Here is a 20,028-nt window from a genome sequence, read left to right on the forward strand (position 1 = left end):
TCATTATTGATATCACCCAATATCATTCGTTTCTGCACATCGAAGCCAACCCATCGCCTCCCCTAACCCACACTAAGAGTAATTCGTAAGTATGTATTCCGTACTCAACGACGCTTGAGCACCGCCGTGCCCACGCCAGTACTATCTATACGAAGAACACACCCAAGACCACCCAGACACCTCTCTCAAGAAAGACAACAACGACAACTATTACCTAAAATAAAAGCAGCCAAGTGAAACATATGAAGCTTCTGAAAAAGTGTCACAAACGTACTGCTATGTAAGTTCTAGCCCCTAACCTTAATGAGCTTACTTTAAACTAATTTAGTAAAGAGCACGAACTCCAAGTACCAAGGGGCAGTATAAGCAAGCCAGAGTAGCTGGCCAATTTTGGTTCTACGGTCGAATAATCCAACTACAAGTTAGATAAGCTGTTATAACTATTCTCACTTAATACACCTTGTTGCTACGACATAACACTAAAACCGTTCTAACTTAGAACGCCCAACCACTCAGACATACCGCCCAAAACCGTTCTAACTTAGAACACCCTGCAGCTCAGACATACCGCCAAAACCGTTCTAACGTAGAACACCCTGCTCCCAGACATACCGCCAAAACCGTTCTAACTTAGAACACCCTGTTACTAAAACATGCCTCCAAAACAGTTCTAATTCAGAACAATCTGCTGCTCGACATACCTCTAAATAGCTCTAACTAAAAATGACTCAGCCATTATTCAACGCCCTAGATAAACTACTGTCACTTCCTCTCGGCCATGCCCTAGCTCTTCGCTTATGATCATTCTGGCTTCATAGTCACGCTGCTTGTCTGCACCACTCAACCCTTTCGTTGACGGGCCTCCCGCAGCAGGAGCGCTATTACCCGTCAACTCAAGGTATCGCTGGTGCGCATACGCATGTCTTAGGCCATGTGCACGCTCTAGCCCCATCTTGATACACGCTCGTTCATATCTACCTAAATGAGTTTTATACGTGTCCTCTTTCGGTATTAATGAACCATCCCCCACCCACTTTTTTATCGAGTCGATGAGTTCACGCTGTGCTTGGGTTCTGATTGGTACGGTTCGAGGCCTAGCGCCTTTCGTTTTAGTCAGGACTAAGTGATCACCTTTATCCGAAAAGCGCAGTATTATCTTCATGCACTCTTCTCGGCGAAGACCAAAGGCGGCCTGTAATCTGAAACTCGCTTCTAAATAGCGGTTATTGAGCCTTGATAACTGCTCATTTGATATATGGCGGGACCGATTGATGTTTGTAACGTAATGGCGCTTTTCAATACCTAGAGATGCATTGTTAGCGGGTATAAGCCCAGGCTTACCAATTTTTTCTGATAGCCATCTTAGGTGAGACATTCGGTTTTTTATTGTACCAGCCGATAAGCCTTGCGATTGCCAATGAGTCAATAGCTTTACTGCGTGTCGACGGCCAAAGTTCTTTAGCTCTAAGTTTCGTACATTCAGCTCTTTCAGTTGACTGTCCACCAGCTTGAGCACTTTCTTTCTCTCTGCTTGAGTGGCTTTCGAGCCATCTGGGTTTCGGTGTAGTAAACGGGTAATTTGGAAATAGAAATTAGTAGCCATGCGCTAACCCTCTTCTTGTTCAATGAAAAATAAAGAGCCGTATGGTGTCGGCTCTTTCTCTTGTCATTCGAAGGTTCTTATTTCACGGGTGCAGTAGTTAGGTATCAATGCGATTTCAGATTAGTGTTGTTACTCCCGTTCATTTCGACAGAACGCCTATCGCTTGGTTGAAGCAATTAGGTAATGGAGTGAGACTACTGTGCGGTCAGAAATTCCGAACAATTGAATGACTGTAAGCCATGTGCAATTGCTTAATCCCCAGAAGCCCGTAGGGCTGATGAGATAAGAATGCGCTGGTAATTAATTGGTTTCTTTTACAAGTAGGCTATGCAGCAATGACTGCGTATTTAATTCCATTTCATTGTGTACGATGAGTGCCGAGCATTCAAATTTGGTGACGCTCTCAGCGCCAGTTTGGGTTCGGCGTCATTCGCTGATAATTCTGAGAATCGGCTCGGAAGGTAGTAATGGCGGGCGCTGTCCGTCCTGTCACTCCTTGTTTGGAGTGACAGGACTCGAGTAGCTTGACTTACTTCTACCTTGTTTCCCCAAAAAGTGAGTTAGATAGAAATCAAATATCCACTGTATTCTTTAAGATGTAGGTGCGCATCGAGCAAATTTTTGCCCCGACCATTTTTCTGATATGGTGCTAGACCTTCAGTTTTATTATCAGAAAATCAATGCTCTACGACGTCTTTTCCAATAACGAGTTCAACCGAAGGCTAAAGAGAAAGCGTTGGCTAAAAGTTATGATTAGTTGGCCTCTTATGGTTTATATGGTTTGGTTGAGTTATAGCTCAATTAATGAGTTATTCAGCATTAACAGTTTAATCGGCACAATTCCTAAAGTAAGAATTGCAGGATTATTGAATAATGTAGCTTCTTTTGTCGGCTTTATAATATTTGGGTTTATAACGATCGTACCCTTAGTCATGCTTCACCCATCAATGGAGCTATTACTAAAAGCACCATTTTCGACAAAAACAGGTCTATACACTGTAGCGATCGTCGTAATCAGCTCTGTGGTTTCTGCTGTATGGCTGGATAACAACATTAGAAAAAAAATAGATCAATACAGCTATATCGAATGTACATCTCAGAGAGAACTCACATTAAAATACTCAAGTCGCACATACGTTTTAGACCACAGCCTGTGTGATTGATTTGCTTTTCAAACTCTTGAGGTAACTGATCTATCCTAGAGCGCACTGATACCACTTAAGCCCTTCTAAGCCGATTAACGGCCCTAACCAACCTTTGGCTTAACCTCAATCGCTGGAACCTGATTCCAGCGAATATCATTTTCTCTCGTGTAAATCTTAGTTGTATCCGCGTTGGCATGAGCCATTCGCTCAGTTGCGCTTATGCCCTGCTCTTCAATCATTCTTGCAGATAATCCTCGGATCTCATGATAGGTTGGCCGAAGGGCTTTCTTAAGGTGATCGTATAGGCCCAAAGAGTCTCTTACTTTGCTGAACTCTTTACTGATATTGTGGTGATGGACCTGATAAAGATGGTCAGTTTCCTTAGAGATACCTCTTTGTAATTGGCGAGGTTTTCTATGCACCACATACGGACAGTGCAACCTTGAGGTTTTGGACAGGTCGACAATGTCTTTTATCGCCTGAGTAACTGGAATTGCTACCGCAGAAGTCTCCGACTTTTGGACTTTCTGGCGGTGAATATAAAGCGTTCCATAGATGGGTTGGCCGTCAATGTAACCCACCCTACCCTCTGGGTTCCACAGAATACCGCATACGCCTTCTCTTGGCTTCTTGATTCGATAACGCAATCGGTAGATTTCTCGCACAGCATGAGTTGTCTCTAAGGTTAAAGACATCGCGACTTTCAAGAACAGTGGTGCTGCTTCGTAAATCTGAAGATAGCTTTCATAATCTAAGTTGTGACGCGCTTTGGTGTAATCCTCTTTCGATAAGCGTCGCTGTTTCTTGTTAAGAACAAAGTTACTCTCTATCGCACTCTCGTCAGCCAAATAGGAAAATATCTTTTTCAGATTGCTGATTTTTCCATTTAGCTGTCGATTATTAAGTTCTGCATAGTATTTACCAATGTGTTCATTGATATGCTGTAACTTCAACGATTTTGTTAAGCACTTACCCATGTGCTCTTCCAGCCTTTCACAGTCACGTTCTAAGTTTCGAAAAACGTCTTTTGAGAGTTTTTCTTCGGCTTTGACACGGGCCAACACGACAGGAAGCCAATCTTTTAATGGCTTATTAAACTTATCTCTACGCCCTTTTGATATAGCTCTTTGAAATTGGCTTGGCTCATTAAGATCGAAGTCTTGCGTCAATTCCGGCCTGTTCTGCATGTTATAAACATACGCCGCTTGAATCGCCTCTTGCTCAGTGGTGCCACTAGGGAAAAGTCGTTTAACACCTTCAACAGTTGTAAAGCGAAAACGAAGCTCTCCCCTGTGGCTCATTCGCACAAGAAATGCTGGGTAGTGAGCCGTTTCTTTACTTCTTGCTCGACCTACCATCACGACTCCAGAAATCTGACTAATTCTGAAATTCGATCGGCTGGGTTGCCTATATCTTCATCTATACAGACAAGGTATCGGCCTGTGGGGGTTCGAGTGCCGCCCAGCTTGCCAATTTTTATCCAATTAATGATCGTGGCGCTGCACATACCAGATCCAGGATAAAACTCCTCAATGTACTGACTCGGTCTTAAGTATCGGATTGCCATGTTCTTCTCCTCACATTTCAAATAATGAAAATTGCTTAAGAAAAACTATGCATGAAATTTTCGGTAAGATTTGTTTTGAGCGGCAATTGGCCACAAAAGCAAATGAAGAGGAGATGAGTAAAGTGGCCGATATCAGTCGCTATAGGGTGGACTTATACAGTAATAGCAAGATTACAAACGATTGATTTATAAGCTTTTACCAATTAGAGCATTTTCGCATTTAAGACGTCACTTTAAGATATGAAATGCTCTATAAAGTAATGAAAACTTTAAAAATCAATACCCTACAATTGTGCTTACTACCAACATCGGGGTTTCACCGTTTTTGAAGCCTCAAAAACGCTCTCAATTCTCTTCAACTTACTGAAACTTCGCCACTTTAGCCAACTCCACAATAACCACATCACTTTTTGGTGGAATAAGTGTGGACGAAATAAAGGAGAAAGTCAGCCACGAATAAGGTTATCATTCTCAGCTGAAAATGTTCTATATTGACCCTAGTTGCCAGCTTACTTTCGTGCACCATATTGATGGTGCGGCTCAGTTGTTACTGGTGAAGAACAATTGAACGCTCAACAGTTCCAAAGTCTGTAAAGAATCACCTCTTATAGGTACATTTCTGCCTATTAGCATACTCTTTGGTAACTGTTTTGTTTTAACAACTCGGATAAGCTGCCTACTCCATGTTTTTGAGTAGCATGTTGCTGCTGTTGCCTGATGACTTGGTCAAAGGTCGGTTTTTCAATCGCACGAAAAACGCCCACTGGAACCGGAAACTCTGGATAGCATAGATTGGCTAAAGCATAAGCGTAGTGTGCTTCTTCATTTTGAGTAGAATGGGTCATAAGACATGGCGTTTCTGAATCAACGACTGTAAAGCTAAACCCTTTACTGTCTATCGCCTTAGAGAGTTCTTTACCAAACAACAAGGGTTCACCATCGCTCAGATACAGCAAATGTTCACTTCTGTTAGCGGGGCTGTTGTATGGCGCGTGAACTTTATCGTTAAAAATGACGCAATTTTGCAAAATTTCAACAACCGCCGTCCCTGTATGCGAAGCCGCCGCTTCTAGTACCATTGCCATGTGCGTTGGATCATTATCCGAGGTTCGTGCCAGAAATGTCGCGCCTGCTGCGGCTGCGAGAGCTAAAGGCCTTAGCGCTTGGTCGGGAGAACCTTCAGGACTCGATTTAGAGACAAAACCTTGTTCACTGGTTGGTGAAAACTGGCCTTTAGTGAGGCCATAAACTGCGTTATTAAACAGAAGAATTTTGATGTCTTGATTGCGTCGAATCGCGTGAATAAAGTGATTCCCTCCAATACTTAAGGCATCACCATCTCCAGTGACCACCCAAACATCGAGAGCGGGATTGGTCGCTTTAACGCCTGTGGCAATGGCCGGCGCGCGTCCGTGAATAGTATGAAATCCATAAGTATCCAGATAGTAAGGGAGCCGTGATGAGCAACCAATGCCAGAGATGAACACGGTATTTTCTCGTGTTCGACCAGTTTTAGCCAGCACGGATTGTATCGTTTTTAATACGTTAAAGTCACCGCAGCCTCGACACCATTTCACCTCAACATCTGAAGCAAAATCTTTGCGATTGAGTTCGTTAGTTGTCATGTCTGATCTCCTCTAAGTATCGATTGATGGATTCAATAACGTCATGAACTTTGAATGGTAAGCCCTTAACTTGGGTTGTGCTGCGAGCAGCAATGGCAAACTCTGAACGAATTACTTTCACCAGTTGTCTATTGTTCAATTCAAAGACGATAACGTGTTTAAAGCGACCAATAATATCCTTAAAATTTTCAGGAAACGGATTGAGATACTTGATATGAACGTGAGCAACAGAGGCACCTTGTTTTCTCATACCATCAACAGCCGTTGATACCGAGCCAAAGGTCCCTCCCCAACTGATCACTAGTAGTGAATCGTTCGTGCTGCCCATTAACGTCTGTTTAGGGATGAAATGACGAATGTTGTCGATTTTTTTCGCTCTTTCATCGGTCATTTTCTGATGGTTTTCAGGATCATGAGAAGGCTCCCCCGTTAGCGATTGCTTCTCCAATCCTCCAATCCTATGCATTTTATCCTTCGTTCCCGGTACGACCCACTCTCGACTGTAATACACATCGTCACGTTGATATGGGTAAAACTGCCCAACTCCTGAATTGTGAACCTTGGCACTGAGCTTAATATCGTCAGGGTTCGGAACAGACCAAGACTCTGAGCCATTCGCTAGATAACCATCGCTTAATAAGATCACTGGTGTCATAAATGTCGTTGCTATGCGACTGGCTTCTATCGCCATATCAAAGCAGTCTGCAGGAGAAGCCGGAGCCAACACTGGTAAAGGTGAATCACCATTTCGACCATACATTGATAGCAGTAAGTCCGATTGTTCGGTTTTGGTCGGCAAACCGGTAGATGGTCCTCCTCGTTGCACGTTGATAATAACCAACGGCAGTTCAGCCATGACCGCAAGGTTAATGGTTTCTACTTTTAGACAGAGTCCGGGGCCAGAAGTCGATGTGACTCCTAGGCCTCCCGCGTACGATGCTCCCAGAGCAGAGCAAGCAGCGGCAATTTCATCTTCAGCCTGAAAGGTTTTTACTCCGAAGTTCTGATAGGAAGCCAGTGTATGTAGAATGTCGGAAGCTGGCGTGATCGGGTACGAGCCCAAAAACAATGTGCGCTCGAGTTGTTCAGCAGCGCAGATCAATCCGAGAGACAAAGCTTCATTTCCTGACACAGTGCGATACAGGCCTGATTTTTCCGCAACCGGAGCGACCTGAAAGCTCTCACTAAAAATCTCGGTGGTATCCGCGTAATTAAAGCCCGATTTTAGTGCCATAATATTCGCTTCTTTCGCGTCCAAGTTGTATTTGAACTTGGTGCTTAACCAGTCGATAGTAGGCTCTAAAGGGCGGCTATAAATCCAGAAAACAATACCAAGCATAAAGAAGTTTTTGCTTCGTTTGACTACCTTTGGTGCAATGTTCATTTCAACAAGAGATTGCACAGTCAAACGTGTGAAATTGTCAGCAATCACCCGATAACTTGAAAGGCTACCATCACTTAATGGGTCAGATTGATAACCTGCTAGTTCAAGATTCTTTTTATTAAAGCCATCAATATCAATCAGGACGAGGCCACCTTGAGAAAGCTGGGAAATTTTGCTTTTTAACGCTGCTGCATTTAGGGCAATCAACACAGAGTACTCATCACCAGGGGTGAAAATTTCGGTAGATGAGAACTGCATCTGAAAGGCAGACACACCCGATGTCGTTCCGGCTGGCGCACGAATCTCGGCAGGATAGTCAGGCAACGTCATCACATCGTTACCCTGTTTAGATGAGTTGTCGGAGAAGCGTTCTCCAAGCAATTGAATGCCATCTCCGGAATCGCCAGCAAAACAGATCACTTCGCGTTCAAGTTGAATTATTGTCATTAATACCTCTGGCAATGTTCAAGCCAATTAAGTGTGGTTCATTGCGCTGTTTAGTTGCATGGAATGAAATAGATAGTAGGAAAAAATTACGATAAAGCGTCAGTTCAAACCTAAATTCTAGTCAATTAGATTCCAAGCTCAGGTTTTGCTTCATCTTCATATCGTTTCTCTACCCACCTAGCGAGTTTCCCTTCAACCGAATGTAGGTTCTCCACTTACTATTAGAAAGCTTGATTTGAAAATCGAGAGTATTGCAGCGCATCAGCCACTTCTTCGGCTTTAGCGGGAGAGCTCATCAAGTTTAATAACTTGAGAGCGGCTTGGTAGCTCACTAGACTGCCATTCGACGTCAGAACCTTACCATCGATGACGTAGTTTTTATCGCTCAGCACGTTAACTTGTGGGTAGTCACTTTGGAAATCACGCTCTCCCCCTGCCCATGTTGTGGCTTGTTTTCCATTCAATACGCCGGCTTCGGCTAACAGGTAAGCACCAGAACAATTGCTTGCCATCCATTCAGCCTGTTTCGCTGTGGAAGCCACGTATTCAACCAAGCTACGATTGTTGATCAATGGTTCCATGTCATAGCTTGATGTCAGTATCAAAACATCTAATGGGGGCGCTTCCCCGATCCAGGTATCTACACCGATTTCTAATCCTTCTTCGGTGGTGACGATTTGTTTGTCCGTCACGGAAATCGTCACGACGTCATAATCACTAAACCAAGTTAATCGACTGGCGACGCCAAACACCTCGAGGGGAGCTGTCACATCGGATGTAAGCACACCATCGTAAACCAGAATACCAATGGTCTTATCGGCAGCTGATACGGTCGGCGTCAGAGTAAAAAGCCCGAGAATAAATATTGATAGAGTAATAGTGCGGCGCTTCAGTTGACCATTAAACATTGTTTCACCTCGTGATTAGACTGAAAGAGTTCGCATTATCTTATCGAACCCACTTCGTGATTGAAGTGCCTAGATAACTCATCTATAGTGAATTAAATTCACGAATAATGGCGGCATAGGGTTGGATAAGATACGTACTTTACGCTTTTTTGTTGCGACGTTAGAGCGAGGAAGCTTTGCAGCCGCCGCTAAAAAGTATGGTACTGACCCATCCACAGTGAGTAAGGCGCTGCATAGGTTAGAGTCAGAGCTAGGGATCCAGTTATTTCAGCGCTCCACTCGCCAGCTCAATCTAACCTCAGCAGGTCATCAATACGCTCGAACGGCGCGATTGGTACTCGATGAACTCAGCGCCTGCGAAGAAGAACTGCAACAATCTAATCGACTTCCATCAGGTACATTAAAGCTGAACTTGCCTGTGTCATATGGGCGGAGATACATCCAGCCCTTACTCACAGAATTTCGCCAGTTGTACCCTAACATTGCCCTAGATATTCAGTTTGATGACGCTTACCTAGATATGATCGAGCATGGCATTGATGTCTCGATTCGTTCAGGGGCAGTTCAAGACTCACAACTGATCGCTCGACAACTGAGCCCTATAGACTATTTGATTTGTGCGAGTCATAACTACCTCAATCAACACGGTGCCCCAAGCGGACCACATGAATTTCATCAACATTCTTGGATACGCTTTCGCTTTAAACAAACAGGAAAATTGTTACGACTGAAACTGCCCCCGAGCGACGAAGCAAAAATACCTGAAATAGCCCAAAACATTGTTGTCAATGATGGAGAATCAATGGCAGAGCTTTGTGCTCAGGGCCTTGGCTTAACCCAAATTCCTCATTTCATCGCTCGTGATTGGATAAAAGCGGGGGAGATCACGCCGCTATTTCCAAGCTTTCGCCCGCAAGATGAAGGTGTTTATATACTCTATCATCGCCGTGAGCATTTACCCCTCAGGATCAAACTGTTTGTAGATTTTGTCGTGGAATCAATACAAGCTCAAGGAGAGAACCCACGTCGCACTTGGGTCAACGCTCTCACTGAGATTTAGTTTTGATTTTTAGTTGCTTCTCAGCTTATTCCATAAGCTCAGTCGCGTACCCTTTCCCTTAAGACTGAGGAAGTACAGCTAAAGGTGCTAAGACATAACACTTAATATGCGGCCTCACGTTATCAAGCCGAATCTAATATGAAATGTGCAAAGGCATCCTAAACACAAATCAGAGCGAACTGACCAAACAAAGGCTCTCAATAGATGAAAGCCTTCACGTGAGATCAGAGTTTAATTAGCCGTTAACCAGTCGGAAAGGCGAGTAGAGGCTATAAGGGGATGGTCTAACGTACTCGATTCTGGCTCTTCTCCAACTTTTTCGGTGTAGGACAATAGATCGACTGAATCAAGCAAAGTGTCATCCGCCACCTCTTTGGCATAGTCCCAGGCCTCGCTTTCTGTCATGTGGTACCTGCCAAGTTTCTTAGCTTGCGCAAACAGATCCGCAGCTTCGGTAATGGTGAAGCTTTCCGGTCCTAATAACGTTAATCGTTTATTGTAAAGTTCTGGCATTCCATAACTTTGTGCGACAGCCTTGGCGTAATCTTGAACGCTGATCCAGCGTAAAGGTTGTGTTGATTGGCACATGGTCGTTACAGTTTCTTGGTCAACCAATAAGTTTAAGGTTTCGAAAAACCAGCTTGGTAGATATGTGATGTATGGGATCCCACTATTCTTTAACAGGTTTTCTGCTTCGAGTTTCGCCTTCGTATCAGCTCGAAAACTGTTCTTTTCATACGCCGTCGCTGTTGAAATCATTGTAATTAGTTGGACCGACGATTTATCGACAGCGCGTAGAATGTGTTTTGTTCCCTCGACGTGATTTCGATAGTAAGTCTCTGGGCTATTACCACTGAGGTTGATATGAATCGCTTCTACTCCCTTCAACGCAGCAGTTAAGCTTTCTTCATCAAACAGATCGGCTGCGAAAAACTCATACTGAGGCCCTTGAAATAGATCACGAGCTTTAGATGAATCTCGAGAAATAATTCGAACGCGATGCCCATCCTGAGCGAGCTTTTTTGCGACAGGTAAACCAAGCATGCCAGTTGCACCGATAACAGCAATTGTTCTAAACATAATTAGACTCCTTGTGAATGTATCGTCAATAGTAAGTGGCATTGATTAATATTATTAGTAGGATAAAGTGAGAGTCTATTTATCAAAAATGGGATAAAAATGGATCTTGAAGCGAGCTTATGGTTTTCAACAGTGGTGAGAATGGGTTCTTTTTCAAAAGCCGCAAGCGAGTTAGGTGTACCAACTAGCACGGTGAGCCGACGCATCGCCAATCTAGAGAGCCAACTGGGAACGACGCTGTTGGTAAGAAACACTCGTAGCATGCAAGTCACCCAATCTGGCAATGAGTATTTGATACTAACCAAACAACTCGAAATGGGGTATCAGTCATTAAAAGATTGGCAAGATAATCAATCCCAAGTCTCTGGAACATTCCGTATCACAGCCCCACTTCAATTTGTTGATTGGCCACTCAGCGACTGGGTTATTGAGTTTAAATCGACCTATCCAAAACTCAACATTGAACTGGTTGGCAGTAACGAAAACCTCGATTTCTACGAAGATAGAATTGATATCGCCTTTCGGCAGGGTCCACTATCCGACTCTGATCTGAGACAGCGTCGGTTATTTGAGTTGCAGTACGGGATCTACGCGTCACCGAGTTGGCTTAACAAGCATGGCGATTGTCTGGATTTTGCGTGGCTGCAGGCTCAAGAGGTGGTTAACATTGGTGTTAAGGGGAAAGGCTTTCCATGGCTAATCAAGCAAAATAACAAACTGCATACCATTATCCCAAAATCGGGGTTGTTGCTCGAATCTCCCCAGCAAGCAGTGCGAGCCGCTAAAGCAGGGTTAGGACTTATATACGTACCGTACTTCGATGCCCATTCTGCGATAGCCAAAGGGGAAATAGTGCCAGTGTGTGAATCACTATGGCCCGATGGGATTAATTTTTACCTTGTATTTCATGAGTCAAGAACCAAGTCTAAAAAACTGTCGACGTTTATCGATTTCATCTTGGATAAACAAAAAGAACTGATGACACTAACGGGTATTCGTTAGTTTACAGAACCGCGCTTCTCTGATCTTTTGGATTGATGAATACAAAGCTAAAAATGTTCTGACTTTGAACACTCTGCTCCTTCGAAAGTGACACAAAGTGTTCTAACCTAAAACACGTTTAAGATCGGCCGTTGGGATCTAGCTGTTACTTCAATGCCCAAACAAACCGCAGTCACTTCCATGCCCTAGCTCTTCGCTAATGACCGTTCTGGCTTCATAGCCACGTTGCTTGCCTGCAACACTCAACCCTTTTTGAGGAGCCTCCCGCAGCAGGAGCGCTATTACCCATCAACTCAAGGTCTTGAACTTGAAGAAGATATTTTCGTGCTGGCTGACGAAATCGCCATCAAAAACGCTCACTTCAGCCATTCTATCACTCATTTACTAAGACGTGATACAACGGTCAATACCGCGAGCCCGTCTCGGATTAACGCAATAGATCTCAAACCTAATAGCTCTTAACAGCTCTGCTCATTAAACTAGCATTTTGATTTTCTTTTTACTTCTTCTGCTGAACTGTCGTACGACTCTATGTTTGATACCTTGTAAATTTTGCAACGACCTAATTTTTGGCCGGTAGCATAGAGCGAATGGGAATCATCATTTGTCACGAAGTCCAACGCTGCGCTCTCGCTGTTATTAGACGCGGCAGTACACTGAACAGGGCCACATGCAAACCATTTACCATATTCATTTTGCCATGTGAGAGCCAAGCCATCGCGTTTCTTCTTTTGTATCTCTTTTGAACTACAAGATGTATTCGAAGCGCCACATTTATCAACCGACTTTGCTTTAACAGAAGTAGTTTTGCTATGTTTCGCTGGCTGACCGAGAGTATCTCTGTTCACGCTAGAATTATTTGCTTTCACTGCTACCTTCGCTGTGTTGCTTGAAGAAGTCCTACTTACAGTCGCGAGTTGTTGTTTTGCTCTTTCAAGAGATTGGTTTTGCTTTCTTAAAACTGTCCCAATATCTATAGTTTGTTTAAGTCTTTTCTCTGCTGAGAGACTACGTTTTTCTAATACTTGGACCTGACTCCTGAGAGCATTTTGAGTCGCAGCTAAAGCGTAGTTAGAGTCGTCATAAAAGCAATCTGAGTCTACCTGCTCAAAAAAGTGTGGTTTTTTTAAAGAATATCCTCCTAAGCGTCGCAAAGCCTTTAACTGACTGCAGTAATATGCGGAATACTCAATAAGATGATCCATAGCGTTTTCTCCATAATCATCGGCTTGATTGAGTTTCCCACCCGCAACCATCAGCAGCTTGACATGAGAGAGCCGTCTAGGCGCAGCAGCCATGATAGGGGTCTCTCCTCTTCCCTTTAAACGTGGGAGGTTCGGGTCAGCGCCTGCCGCTAATAAAAGCTTCACTAAATCATCAGACGACTTGTTCTCAGCCGCGAGATACAAAAGTGACTTTCCTTCATAGTTTCTTACGTCCGGAGATATCCCGGCAGCCAGTAGTAAGGTAGCCTGCGAAACGTTATTTTTATCGACTGACCTTACCAACAATACTTCAAGCGTTTTTCTACTGCTGTCATCATTTAAATAGTACGGAAGAAGTCTGTTAATCGCGCCCGATTTACCATAACTGGTCGCAAAATCTAGCGGTGTATTCCCTTTACCGTTTACGGCCTTGGGGTCGGCTCCCAGTTGGAGGAATCGCTCAATCGCATAATTAAAACCTAAAGCACTCGCCCTATGTAAAGGAGTATCTCCAAAAATATTGGCATCTGACCAAGATATTCCTCGCTCTAATAAATGATCAAGTAACCGTTCAGACAACTGAGGCAACGACAGCATGATCAAACTGTTTCCCGATGAATCTAAGTGCTCAGTATTGGCTCCAGACGCAAGTAGGGTTTCTATAGTCAACACACTGTCTTGTTGCTGCGTCGCTTCATACAAAAGCTGACGGTGAGCCAGTGGTCCATTGACGCTTGGTTCGAAGTCAATCAGGACTTGCAATGCTCGGGGCTGATTTGCTTTTACCGCCTCTAATTTCAAATCCCAAAGAGGCCCCTCTGGTTTGAACTTCTCAAGTAAACTCAACAAAGTGCTATCGCTCCCGCTACGGATAGCTTCGAGATACTTAGCGTTAATCTGACTTAGCGTGAGTGGCTTTGGTTCAGTCGATTTTTTCAATAACGATTGTGGCTTCTCTGACGTGTTAGCAAACAAGGTGTCAGTATTTAGTTGCTTAGGCTCATAGGTCTTAGCAAGGGCGAAATGCGCACTCTTCTGATCTTTACTAGGCTCAACTACCCCGCCAGCAGATCGAATCAGTGTTGCACTTTGATGGTCTGCTTCATCTATAGCGGCTTTAAGTATAGATTTGGCATGCGTAGAATATGGAAAATGTGCATTGGGATTCGCTCCTGCTTCAAGCAGCAACTTAACCATTTGAGAATCTTTGTTGAGCACCGCGCGCGTCAACGGATAATCACCCAACGGCAAATGAGGGTTGGCCCCTTGTTCCAATAAATATTGTGCGATTTTCAGATTTCTTTTTTTGACCGCAACCAACAGTGGCGGATCTACCCTTTGAGCCATCGCACTTCCTGCAGGATAGTTGACAGGAATGCCATCACTCTCAACAAGCTCTTGCGTTAACTCTAAACTCCAGCCCGAGGCCATAGACAGTGCTTTGTACAGACGTTCAGATCGAGTTCCCTCCTCCAAAGAAGGATCGAGACGAATATGATCAATCTCCTTTCGCGCGTTAGTCTCGTTTTTGTCTATGTTGGCATTCACCAACGCTAGCGTTGCTGTGCCGCACCCGACGAGCAATGCTGCGATGAAGATGCTCACCAACAGCCTAGTGACATGGACACCGTAGGAAAAGTTGCGAGGACACATTATTCACTCTCCAATCAGAACATTCTGTCAATAACCTTTCTCGATTATACAGAACAGAGCTGAAGCATTACTGCGGTGAATCAATGCGCTAGCGTCTATATCGAGAACTATCATTATCGAAAGCGGCGACAGCGGCACTCATAAACATGAGGCTTACACTAGCTGGTACTGTTTCGCCAACTGATATTTGTTCTGATACTGCCTAGTCAATTCTTCTAGAGACAACCCATCATTGTGGTAAAACAAAGCACCGTTATTTTTAAGCATCGGATAATGCTCGTTGAGAGTTGTTTGTACTACCTCTATTCGCTTTAATGTAAGAGGGGTGCAACTTTTCCCTTCCAAATCATCCTCAATATCAAGCACATGAGAGCGAAACATTGACAGTAAATAGCATGCTTGCAACGCCTCGTCACTCGATAACGCTTCCCTGAACTGAGCTCGCAATCCACGGTAATAGTTGACAATATGCTGCTCAGCACCCTGATCGAATAACCACTCGATTTTATTTTCGATTGCCTTTAGCGCGGCGCGTCTTACTCTGCTAAAAATCTCCAGCGCTTCTTTATTCGAGTATTGCCCCTCAAGCAGCCACCCAGATAAAAAACGGGTTTCAAAGCGTTCACAAAAGTTGAAAAGTGGATCACTCACACCATTGCTGTTGAACTCGCGCTTCGGGTCAAATGGGTACATGTAGCCAAAGTCAAACAGCTTGATATATCCATTATTATCAACAAGTAAGTTTCCTGAGCATAGATCCCACTCAAATAACCCATGCTGTTCACACATCATCAAGGTAGCAAAAAAACGCTCTAATTGACTGAAAGACAATGCTTCGATCGCATCTCCCTCAATCCAATCAGACAGGATAATGCCTAGCCGGTAGTCCGCATAAACTGTGTTCACAATATCTGCACAGCCAAGGTTAGCTTGGTCTCTTTTAATCACCTCAAAATCAGCTCTTCTCTGCACCTCATTGAGAAATGAAAAATGGCCATCTAAATTACGGACTTTGGCTTGCTTGCGTCTCTTTTTTAATGTGAAGTCTTGGTTGTCAATACGAATACGAAACACTTCCGCGGTCAACCCGCTATCAAATGTTTCCACCACATACTCAGACTGAGCAGTCGTCTCTGCGAGTTGTTTCGGAGATATCGGGCAGCTCACGACATCACCAACAATAATATTGCTTTCACTATCATCAAATACTTGTTGTTGTTTCTGGCGCATGTTCATCAAATTTCTCCTGCTTGTTCACTCTATGCTTCACGCTAACAAACAGAGGGGAAATATAACTCCTCTGTGGTTAGCAAATTTAAGGCGTAGACGATAGGCTGAAGTCAACACTGTAGTCTGAGAGCATGCCTTCTCCCCCTGCATCGCTTGCGATTCAAGAGGTCTGGCTCTGACTCGAGGTAAGGCCCGACAAAAGAAAGGATTAACGCACCATATTTCTTGCCGGGGATACATGAGAAGTGAATGGGATATTTTTGCGTAAGAACGTCAGGCTCTCCATCACCTCTGGCACCGTGATTCGGTCCATTCTAAAGTATCGGAAAGCATTTCGTGTTGGATCCCAAGCGACCAAATACCACAATGGAGGTAAGATCAGCATCGCCTGAGGCTCAACCTGTCGGTGCGTTACAGCCCCCTTAGCATCGCAGTAGTCAAAACGTAAGTATTGTTGCTTGAGAAACGCGTGTTCAAAGGCAGGCAGTAAATCTGGATGCATCTTACCGATATTAGAAGTATCTACCTGCGCGGCCAACTCGCCGATATACAAGCAATCGAGTAGCCTTCGCAAATCATGTAACTTTTCTTGTGGTAACGCCTGCTCAATTTTTTCTAGCGCTCTGTCTGCCAAACCGTTGAACGGGACTCCACCATTGGCATACATCGAAGTGACACTAATGAGTAAGGCAAACACTTCTGCCACAGAGAGCGTGACTGTTGTTTGTAGTGAGCGAAGGTCGAGCTGCAAACCACCTCCGCGGCCTGACTCTGACTCAATCACTACGCCTTGATCACGCAACGAACTCAAATCTCGCAGTATTGTGCGCTTTGATACTCCAAGCTCTTCTGCTAAAACCGAAACAGTCGTAGGGCCGCCACGGCGTAAGCTGCGCAAAAGAGCGTCTTGTCTTTGTCGAATATTCATTGTGTAAGGTTAGCCGATACTGGTGACACCATTTGTCACCATTAGACTATATAAATGCGGTGACGTTGTCAGCTGCGCTCGGTACGAGTGCATCGTTATGTGCTTCGTCAAATCACTGACATTCCCTTGCAAAGGAGCCACCAAATGCACGCATTACCTAATTTCCCTCAGCCCAAAAAGATTGCCATTAATGGAGTAATACTTGAAGTCTTTGAATCGGGTACAGAAAATATCGGGAAACCTATTATCCTTTGCCACGGCTGGCCAGAACACGCGTATTGCTGGCGCTATCAGATCCCCGCTCTCGTCGCAGAGGGCTATCACGTAATTGTTCCCAACCAACGTGGTTTTGGGCATTCTTCTTGTCCGGATACTATCGAAGAGTATGACGTCGAACACTTGTGCAGCGATCTTATTGGACTACTTGACTATTATGGCTATGCCCATGCCACTTTCGTTGGTCATGATTGGGGGGCAATGTTGGTCTGGTGGTTGGCTTTAATCCACCCTCAAAGAGTCAGCCACATCGTCAATCTCAATTTACCCTATCAGGAGCGTGGTGACATACCGTGGATAGAATGGATGGAACAGTTTTTTGGTTCAAACTATTACTTTGTCCACTTTAATCGCCAACTTGGTGTTGCAGATGCAATTTTGGAACAGAACACCTATCGTTTCCTGCACAACCTATTTCGCAAAAATCTGCCTGTTGCTACTCCTAGTGATGGCATGGAGATGATTGATCTCGCCCTTGCCGAACAGGCTCTTGGGGAGCCTTTGATGACAAAGCAAGAACTGATGGTGTTCAGTCGTGCGTTTGAGTGTTCTGGATTTACCGCAAGTATCAATTGGTACCGAAATCTAGACCGAAATTGGCAACTGCTTGCCGATGTTGACCCCATTGTGCGTCAACCTGCTTTGATGATTTATGGCGAGCAGGATGTGATCCCTCAATCTCCTTCTCTGACCCATTTTGTACCCAACGTGGACGTCATTAGCCTTAAAGGCGGTCATTGGTTACAACAAGAGTGTCCAGGACAAACTAATCAAGCCCTTATCACATGGCTACGCAAACAGGTTTAGCCTTGGATTAACTCGACATCAAAGCGTATCTTGATGACTAGCAAGATGCACAGACCAAACTATAAAGGCCCGACTTAGCCATAGTTTATAGCTAAGTCAGGCCTTTGCCAGTCCTAGTGGATCAGCTCAGTTTGAAGTTAGCCACTTGACGTTTTAGATCGTCATTCGTGTCATTGAGCAACTCTGTCGCTTGAACAGTCTGCTGACCACTAGTGACTAGTGACTCAACAATATCTCGAATTGAGAGCATATTGCGGCTAAGCTCTTCAGCAACGGTACTTTGTTCCTCCGTGGCTGCCGCAATTTGAATGCTAACATCATCAATTTCTTTTACTGAGCCACTCATAACGGTCAAGCTTTCCGAAACCTCGGCCGTTTTCTCCGCGGTTTCTTGGCATTGCTTCTTAGTCGAGTCCATCGCTTTTACCACACCCTCTGTTCCTCCAAGCAACTGGCTAAGCATGTCCGATATTTCCATTGTACTGTTCTGTGTCCGTCCCGCTAAGGCCCGCACCTCATCAGCAACAACCGCAAAACCCCGTCCTTGCTCCCCTGCACGCGCAGCCTCGATAGCAGCATTCAGTGCAAGCAAATTGGTCTGCTCAGAAATTTCACCAATCACATTGAGCACATTACTGATCTTGTTGGCATCTTGGTTCATGCGCAAAATGCTATTAGACATGTCTTCAACCTCAGTCACTAGTGCACTGACCGTGCTCACAGCGTTATTAACGATAATCAAAGAAGACTCCGCTTCTTTGCTCGCAGCGTCGGTAATTTGGTTCGACTGATTCACGTTCTCGGCGACAGTTCGTGCACTCTCACTCATCTCTGTAATCGCGGTCACTACCTGTTCTGTTTCGCTCGAGTGGGTCATCAACTTGGATTCATTTTCACGAGCTGTAGCGCCGAGTTGCTTAACACTGACAGAGATGTTTTGACTAGCCTGGGAGATCTGCAACATCATCTGTTGCAAGTTGGAGACAAACTGATTAAACCCACTACTGATCTGAGCTAGGTCATCTTCTCCTTCGACTTGCAGCCGTTGGGTCAAGTCACCATTCCCTTGAGACAGGTCTAACACTGCAGACTTTAAACGCAGCAGCGGTCTATACGCATAATGTAAGATGGCAAAGATGGCTCCGCAGCTCACCAAGAGTAGTATCCCTCCTGTCACAACAGACTTATACATAGCAGAGTACACATCGGTCAGAGCTGATGCTTGGTCGACGAAAACCATTAAGGTCCAGTACATATCGGGGGTCAGATTGACTCGTTCAAAGTAACCATCAAACTGAATGCCTAAGTATGGAAATGTGAGGTGCCCTGATTGCTCTGTAAAAAATAACCTCTCCATCTCAGCGAAGTTGCCACTAATTTGTGACGGTGTTTTACCGATATCGTTAGGGTCATCACTGGCGAAAAAGACTGCGTTGTTATCGGTTAACGTCGCAGCGCCACCAGCAAAACGCATATTACTGACAGAGGTAATCACATCACCCAGCTGGATATCACCCAATAACACACCAATAAACTCTCCGTTCTGTTTTACCGGCATCGTTACACTCACCACTTTCTTTTGGGTGACCTGATCCTGATAGACGCCAGTAAGCGTCACACCATTGGCTGTTTTTGCTTGTTGATACCAATCTCTGCTACGAAAATCGTATTTAGCCCCATCCAGCGACATATAGCTGCGGCCATCTTCATAGGTCATGATCACATTAGAGATTGAGGCACTGTCGGCTAACAAAGAAACCAGCCTTTGGTTGTCGCTGTCATCTAGTGCGAGATTAAAGCTCTCGGCCCCCCGTTCTATCGCGTCGACTTTGAACGTCATCATCTGCTCAAGTTCAGCCACATGAAAGCTGAGTTTGTCGGCCGTTTTTGAAACTAAGCCCTGTATCATTTCGTCCCTCATCGCTAACATGTTCAAGGTTCCTAGAACAATCAAAGACACAGCGACAAGCGTACCCACGCCAATATATATTCTCGATTTAAAGCCTAAAGTCATCCTATACCTCACACGCAAGCGAGCCAAAACGGAAATTGAGCATGATGATTGGTTGAACTCATTGTTATTTTCACTGTTCGAATCACGAACAACC

At 44.5% G+C, this 20,028-nt stretch carries 13 protein-coding genes; 3 read left to right on the forward strand and 10 right to left on the reverse strand.

Going from position 1 to position 20,028, the window contains the following annotated elements:
- Positions 1-739: 739 nt before the first annotated feature.
- The 5 genes from FCU94_RS07685 to FCU94_RS07705 all read right to left on the reverse strand — a co-directional run bounded on the left by FCU94_RS07685 (position 740) and on the right by FCU94_RS07705 (position 8,679).
- On the reverse strand, positions 740-1,603 hold the full coding sequence (locus FCU94_RS07685) for a phage integrase N-terminal domain-containing protein (RefSeq protein WP_176287949.1): 864 nt from the start codon (positions 1,601-1,603) through the stop codon (positions 740-742).
- Positions 1,604-2,849: 1,246 nt separating this feature from the next.
- Positions 2,850-4,106: an integrase gene (locus FCU94_RS07690; RefSeq protein WP_176287950.1), complete on the reverse strand. Its 1,257-nt coding sequence runs from the start codon at positions 4,104-4,106 to the stop codon at positions 2,850-2,852.
- An 835-nt stretch (positions 4,107-4,941) separates the two neighbouring features.
- Positions 4,942-5,940, reverse strand: a complete 999-nt coding sequence (locus FCU94_RS07695) for a 2-oxoacid:ferredoxin oxidoreductase subunit beta (protein WP_176287951.1) — start codon at positions 5,938-5,940, stop codon at positions 4,942-4,944.
- Positions 5,930-7,771, reverse strand: coding sequence for a 2-oxoacid:acceptor oxidoreductase subunit alpha (locus FCU94_RS07700; protein WP_176287952.1), 1,842 nt, complete (start codon positions 7,769-7,771; stop codon positions 5,930-5,932). The genes FCU94_RS07695 and FCU94_RS07700 overlap by 11 nt, the downstream gene beginning before the upstream one ends.
- 221 nt (positions 7,772-7,992) lie before the next feature.
- Positions 7,993-8,679, reverse strand: coding sequence for a DJ-1/PfpI family protein (locus FCU94_RS07705; RefSeq protein WP_176287953.1), 687 nt, complete (start codon positions 8,677-8,679; stop codon positions 7,993-7,995).
- 121 nt (positions 8,680-8,800) lie between these two features.
- Between FCU94_RS07705 and FCU94_RS07710 the strand changes: the two genes are divergently transcribed.
- On the forward strand, positions 8,801-9,739 hold the full coding sequence (locus tag FCU94_RS07710) for a LysR family transcriptional regulator (RefSeq protein ID WP_176287954.1): 939 nt from the start codon (positions 8,801-8,803) through the stop codon (positions 9,737-9,739).
- A 231-nt stretch (positions 9,740-9,970) separates the two neighbouring features.
- On the opposite strand, the gene FCU94_RS07715 is transcribed toward FCU94_RS07710, so the two are convergent.
- The gene (locus tag FCU94_RS07715) at positions 9,971-10,819 is read right to left on the reverse strand and encodes an SDR family oxidoreductase (protein ID WP_176287955.1); all 849 of its coding nucleotides are present in this window, start codon (positions 10,817-10,819) and stop codon (positions 9,971-9,973) included.
- A gap of 99 nt (positions 10,820-10,918) precedes the next feature.
- Here FCU94_RS07715 and FCU94_RS07720 point away from each other — a divergent pair, with 99 nt between their 5' ends.
- Positions 10,919-11,821, forward strand: a complete 903-nt coding sequence (locus FCU94_RS07720) for a LysR family transcriptional regulator (protein ID WP_176287956.1) — start codon at positions 10,919-10,921, stop codon at positions 11,819-11,821.
- Between the two features lie 479 nt (positions 11,822-12,300).
- Here the strand turns inward: FCU94_RS07720 and FCU94_RS07725 are convergent, their stop codons facing one another.
- From FCU94_RS07725 to FCU94_RS07735, 3 genes are all read right to left on the reverse strand, one after another.
- Complete coding sequence (locus FCU94_RS07725) at positions 12,301-14,631, reverse strand: ankyrin repeat domain-containing protein (protein WP_176287957.1); 2,331 nt, start codon at positions 14,629-14,631, stop codon at positions 12,301-12,303.
- A gap of 201 nt (positions 14,632-14,832) precedes the next feature.
- The gene (locus FCU94_RS07730; RefSeq protein ID WP_176287958.1) at positions 14,833-15,915 is read right to left on the reverse strand and encodes a phosphotransferase; all 1,083 of its coding nucleotides are present in this window, start codon (positions 15,913-15,915) and stop codon (positions 14,833-14,835) included.
- A gap of 202 nt (positions 15,916-16,117) precedes the next feature.
- Positions 16,118-16,837, reverse strand: a complete 720-nt coding sequence (locus tag FCU94_RS07735; protein ID WP_176287959.1) for a helix-turn-helix transcriptional regulator — start codon at positions 16,835-16,837, stop codon at positions 16,118-16,120.
- A gap of 144 nt (positions 16,838-16,981) precedes the next feature.
- On the opposite strand from FCU94_RS07735, the gene FCU94_RS07740 reads away from it, so the two are divergent.
- Complete coding sequence (locus tag FCU94_RS07740; protein WP_176287960.1) at positions 16,982-17,920, forward strand: alpha/beta fold hydrolase; 939 nt, start codon at positions 16,982-16,984, stop codon at positions 17,918-17,920.
- A 121-nt stretch (positions 17,921-18,041) separates the two neighbouring features.
- On the opposite strand, the gene FCU94_RS07745 is transcribed toward FCU94_RS07740, so the two are convergent.
- Positions 18,042-19,934, reverse strand: coding sequence for a methyl-accepting chemotaxis protein (locus FCU94_RS07745; RefSeq protein WP_176287961.1), 1,893 nt, complete (start codon positions 19,932-19,934; stop codon positions 18,042-18,044).
- Positions 19,935-20,028: the final 94 nt, after the last annotated feature.

Source organism: Vibrio sp. JPW-9-11-11 (assembly GCF_013369335.1).
Classification (GTDB): domain Bacteria; phylum Pseudomonadota; class Gammaproteobacteria; order Enterobacterales; family Vibrionaceae; genus Vibrio.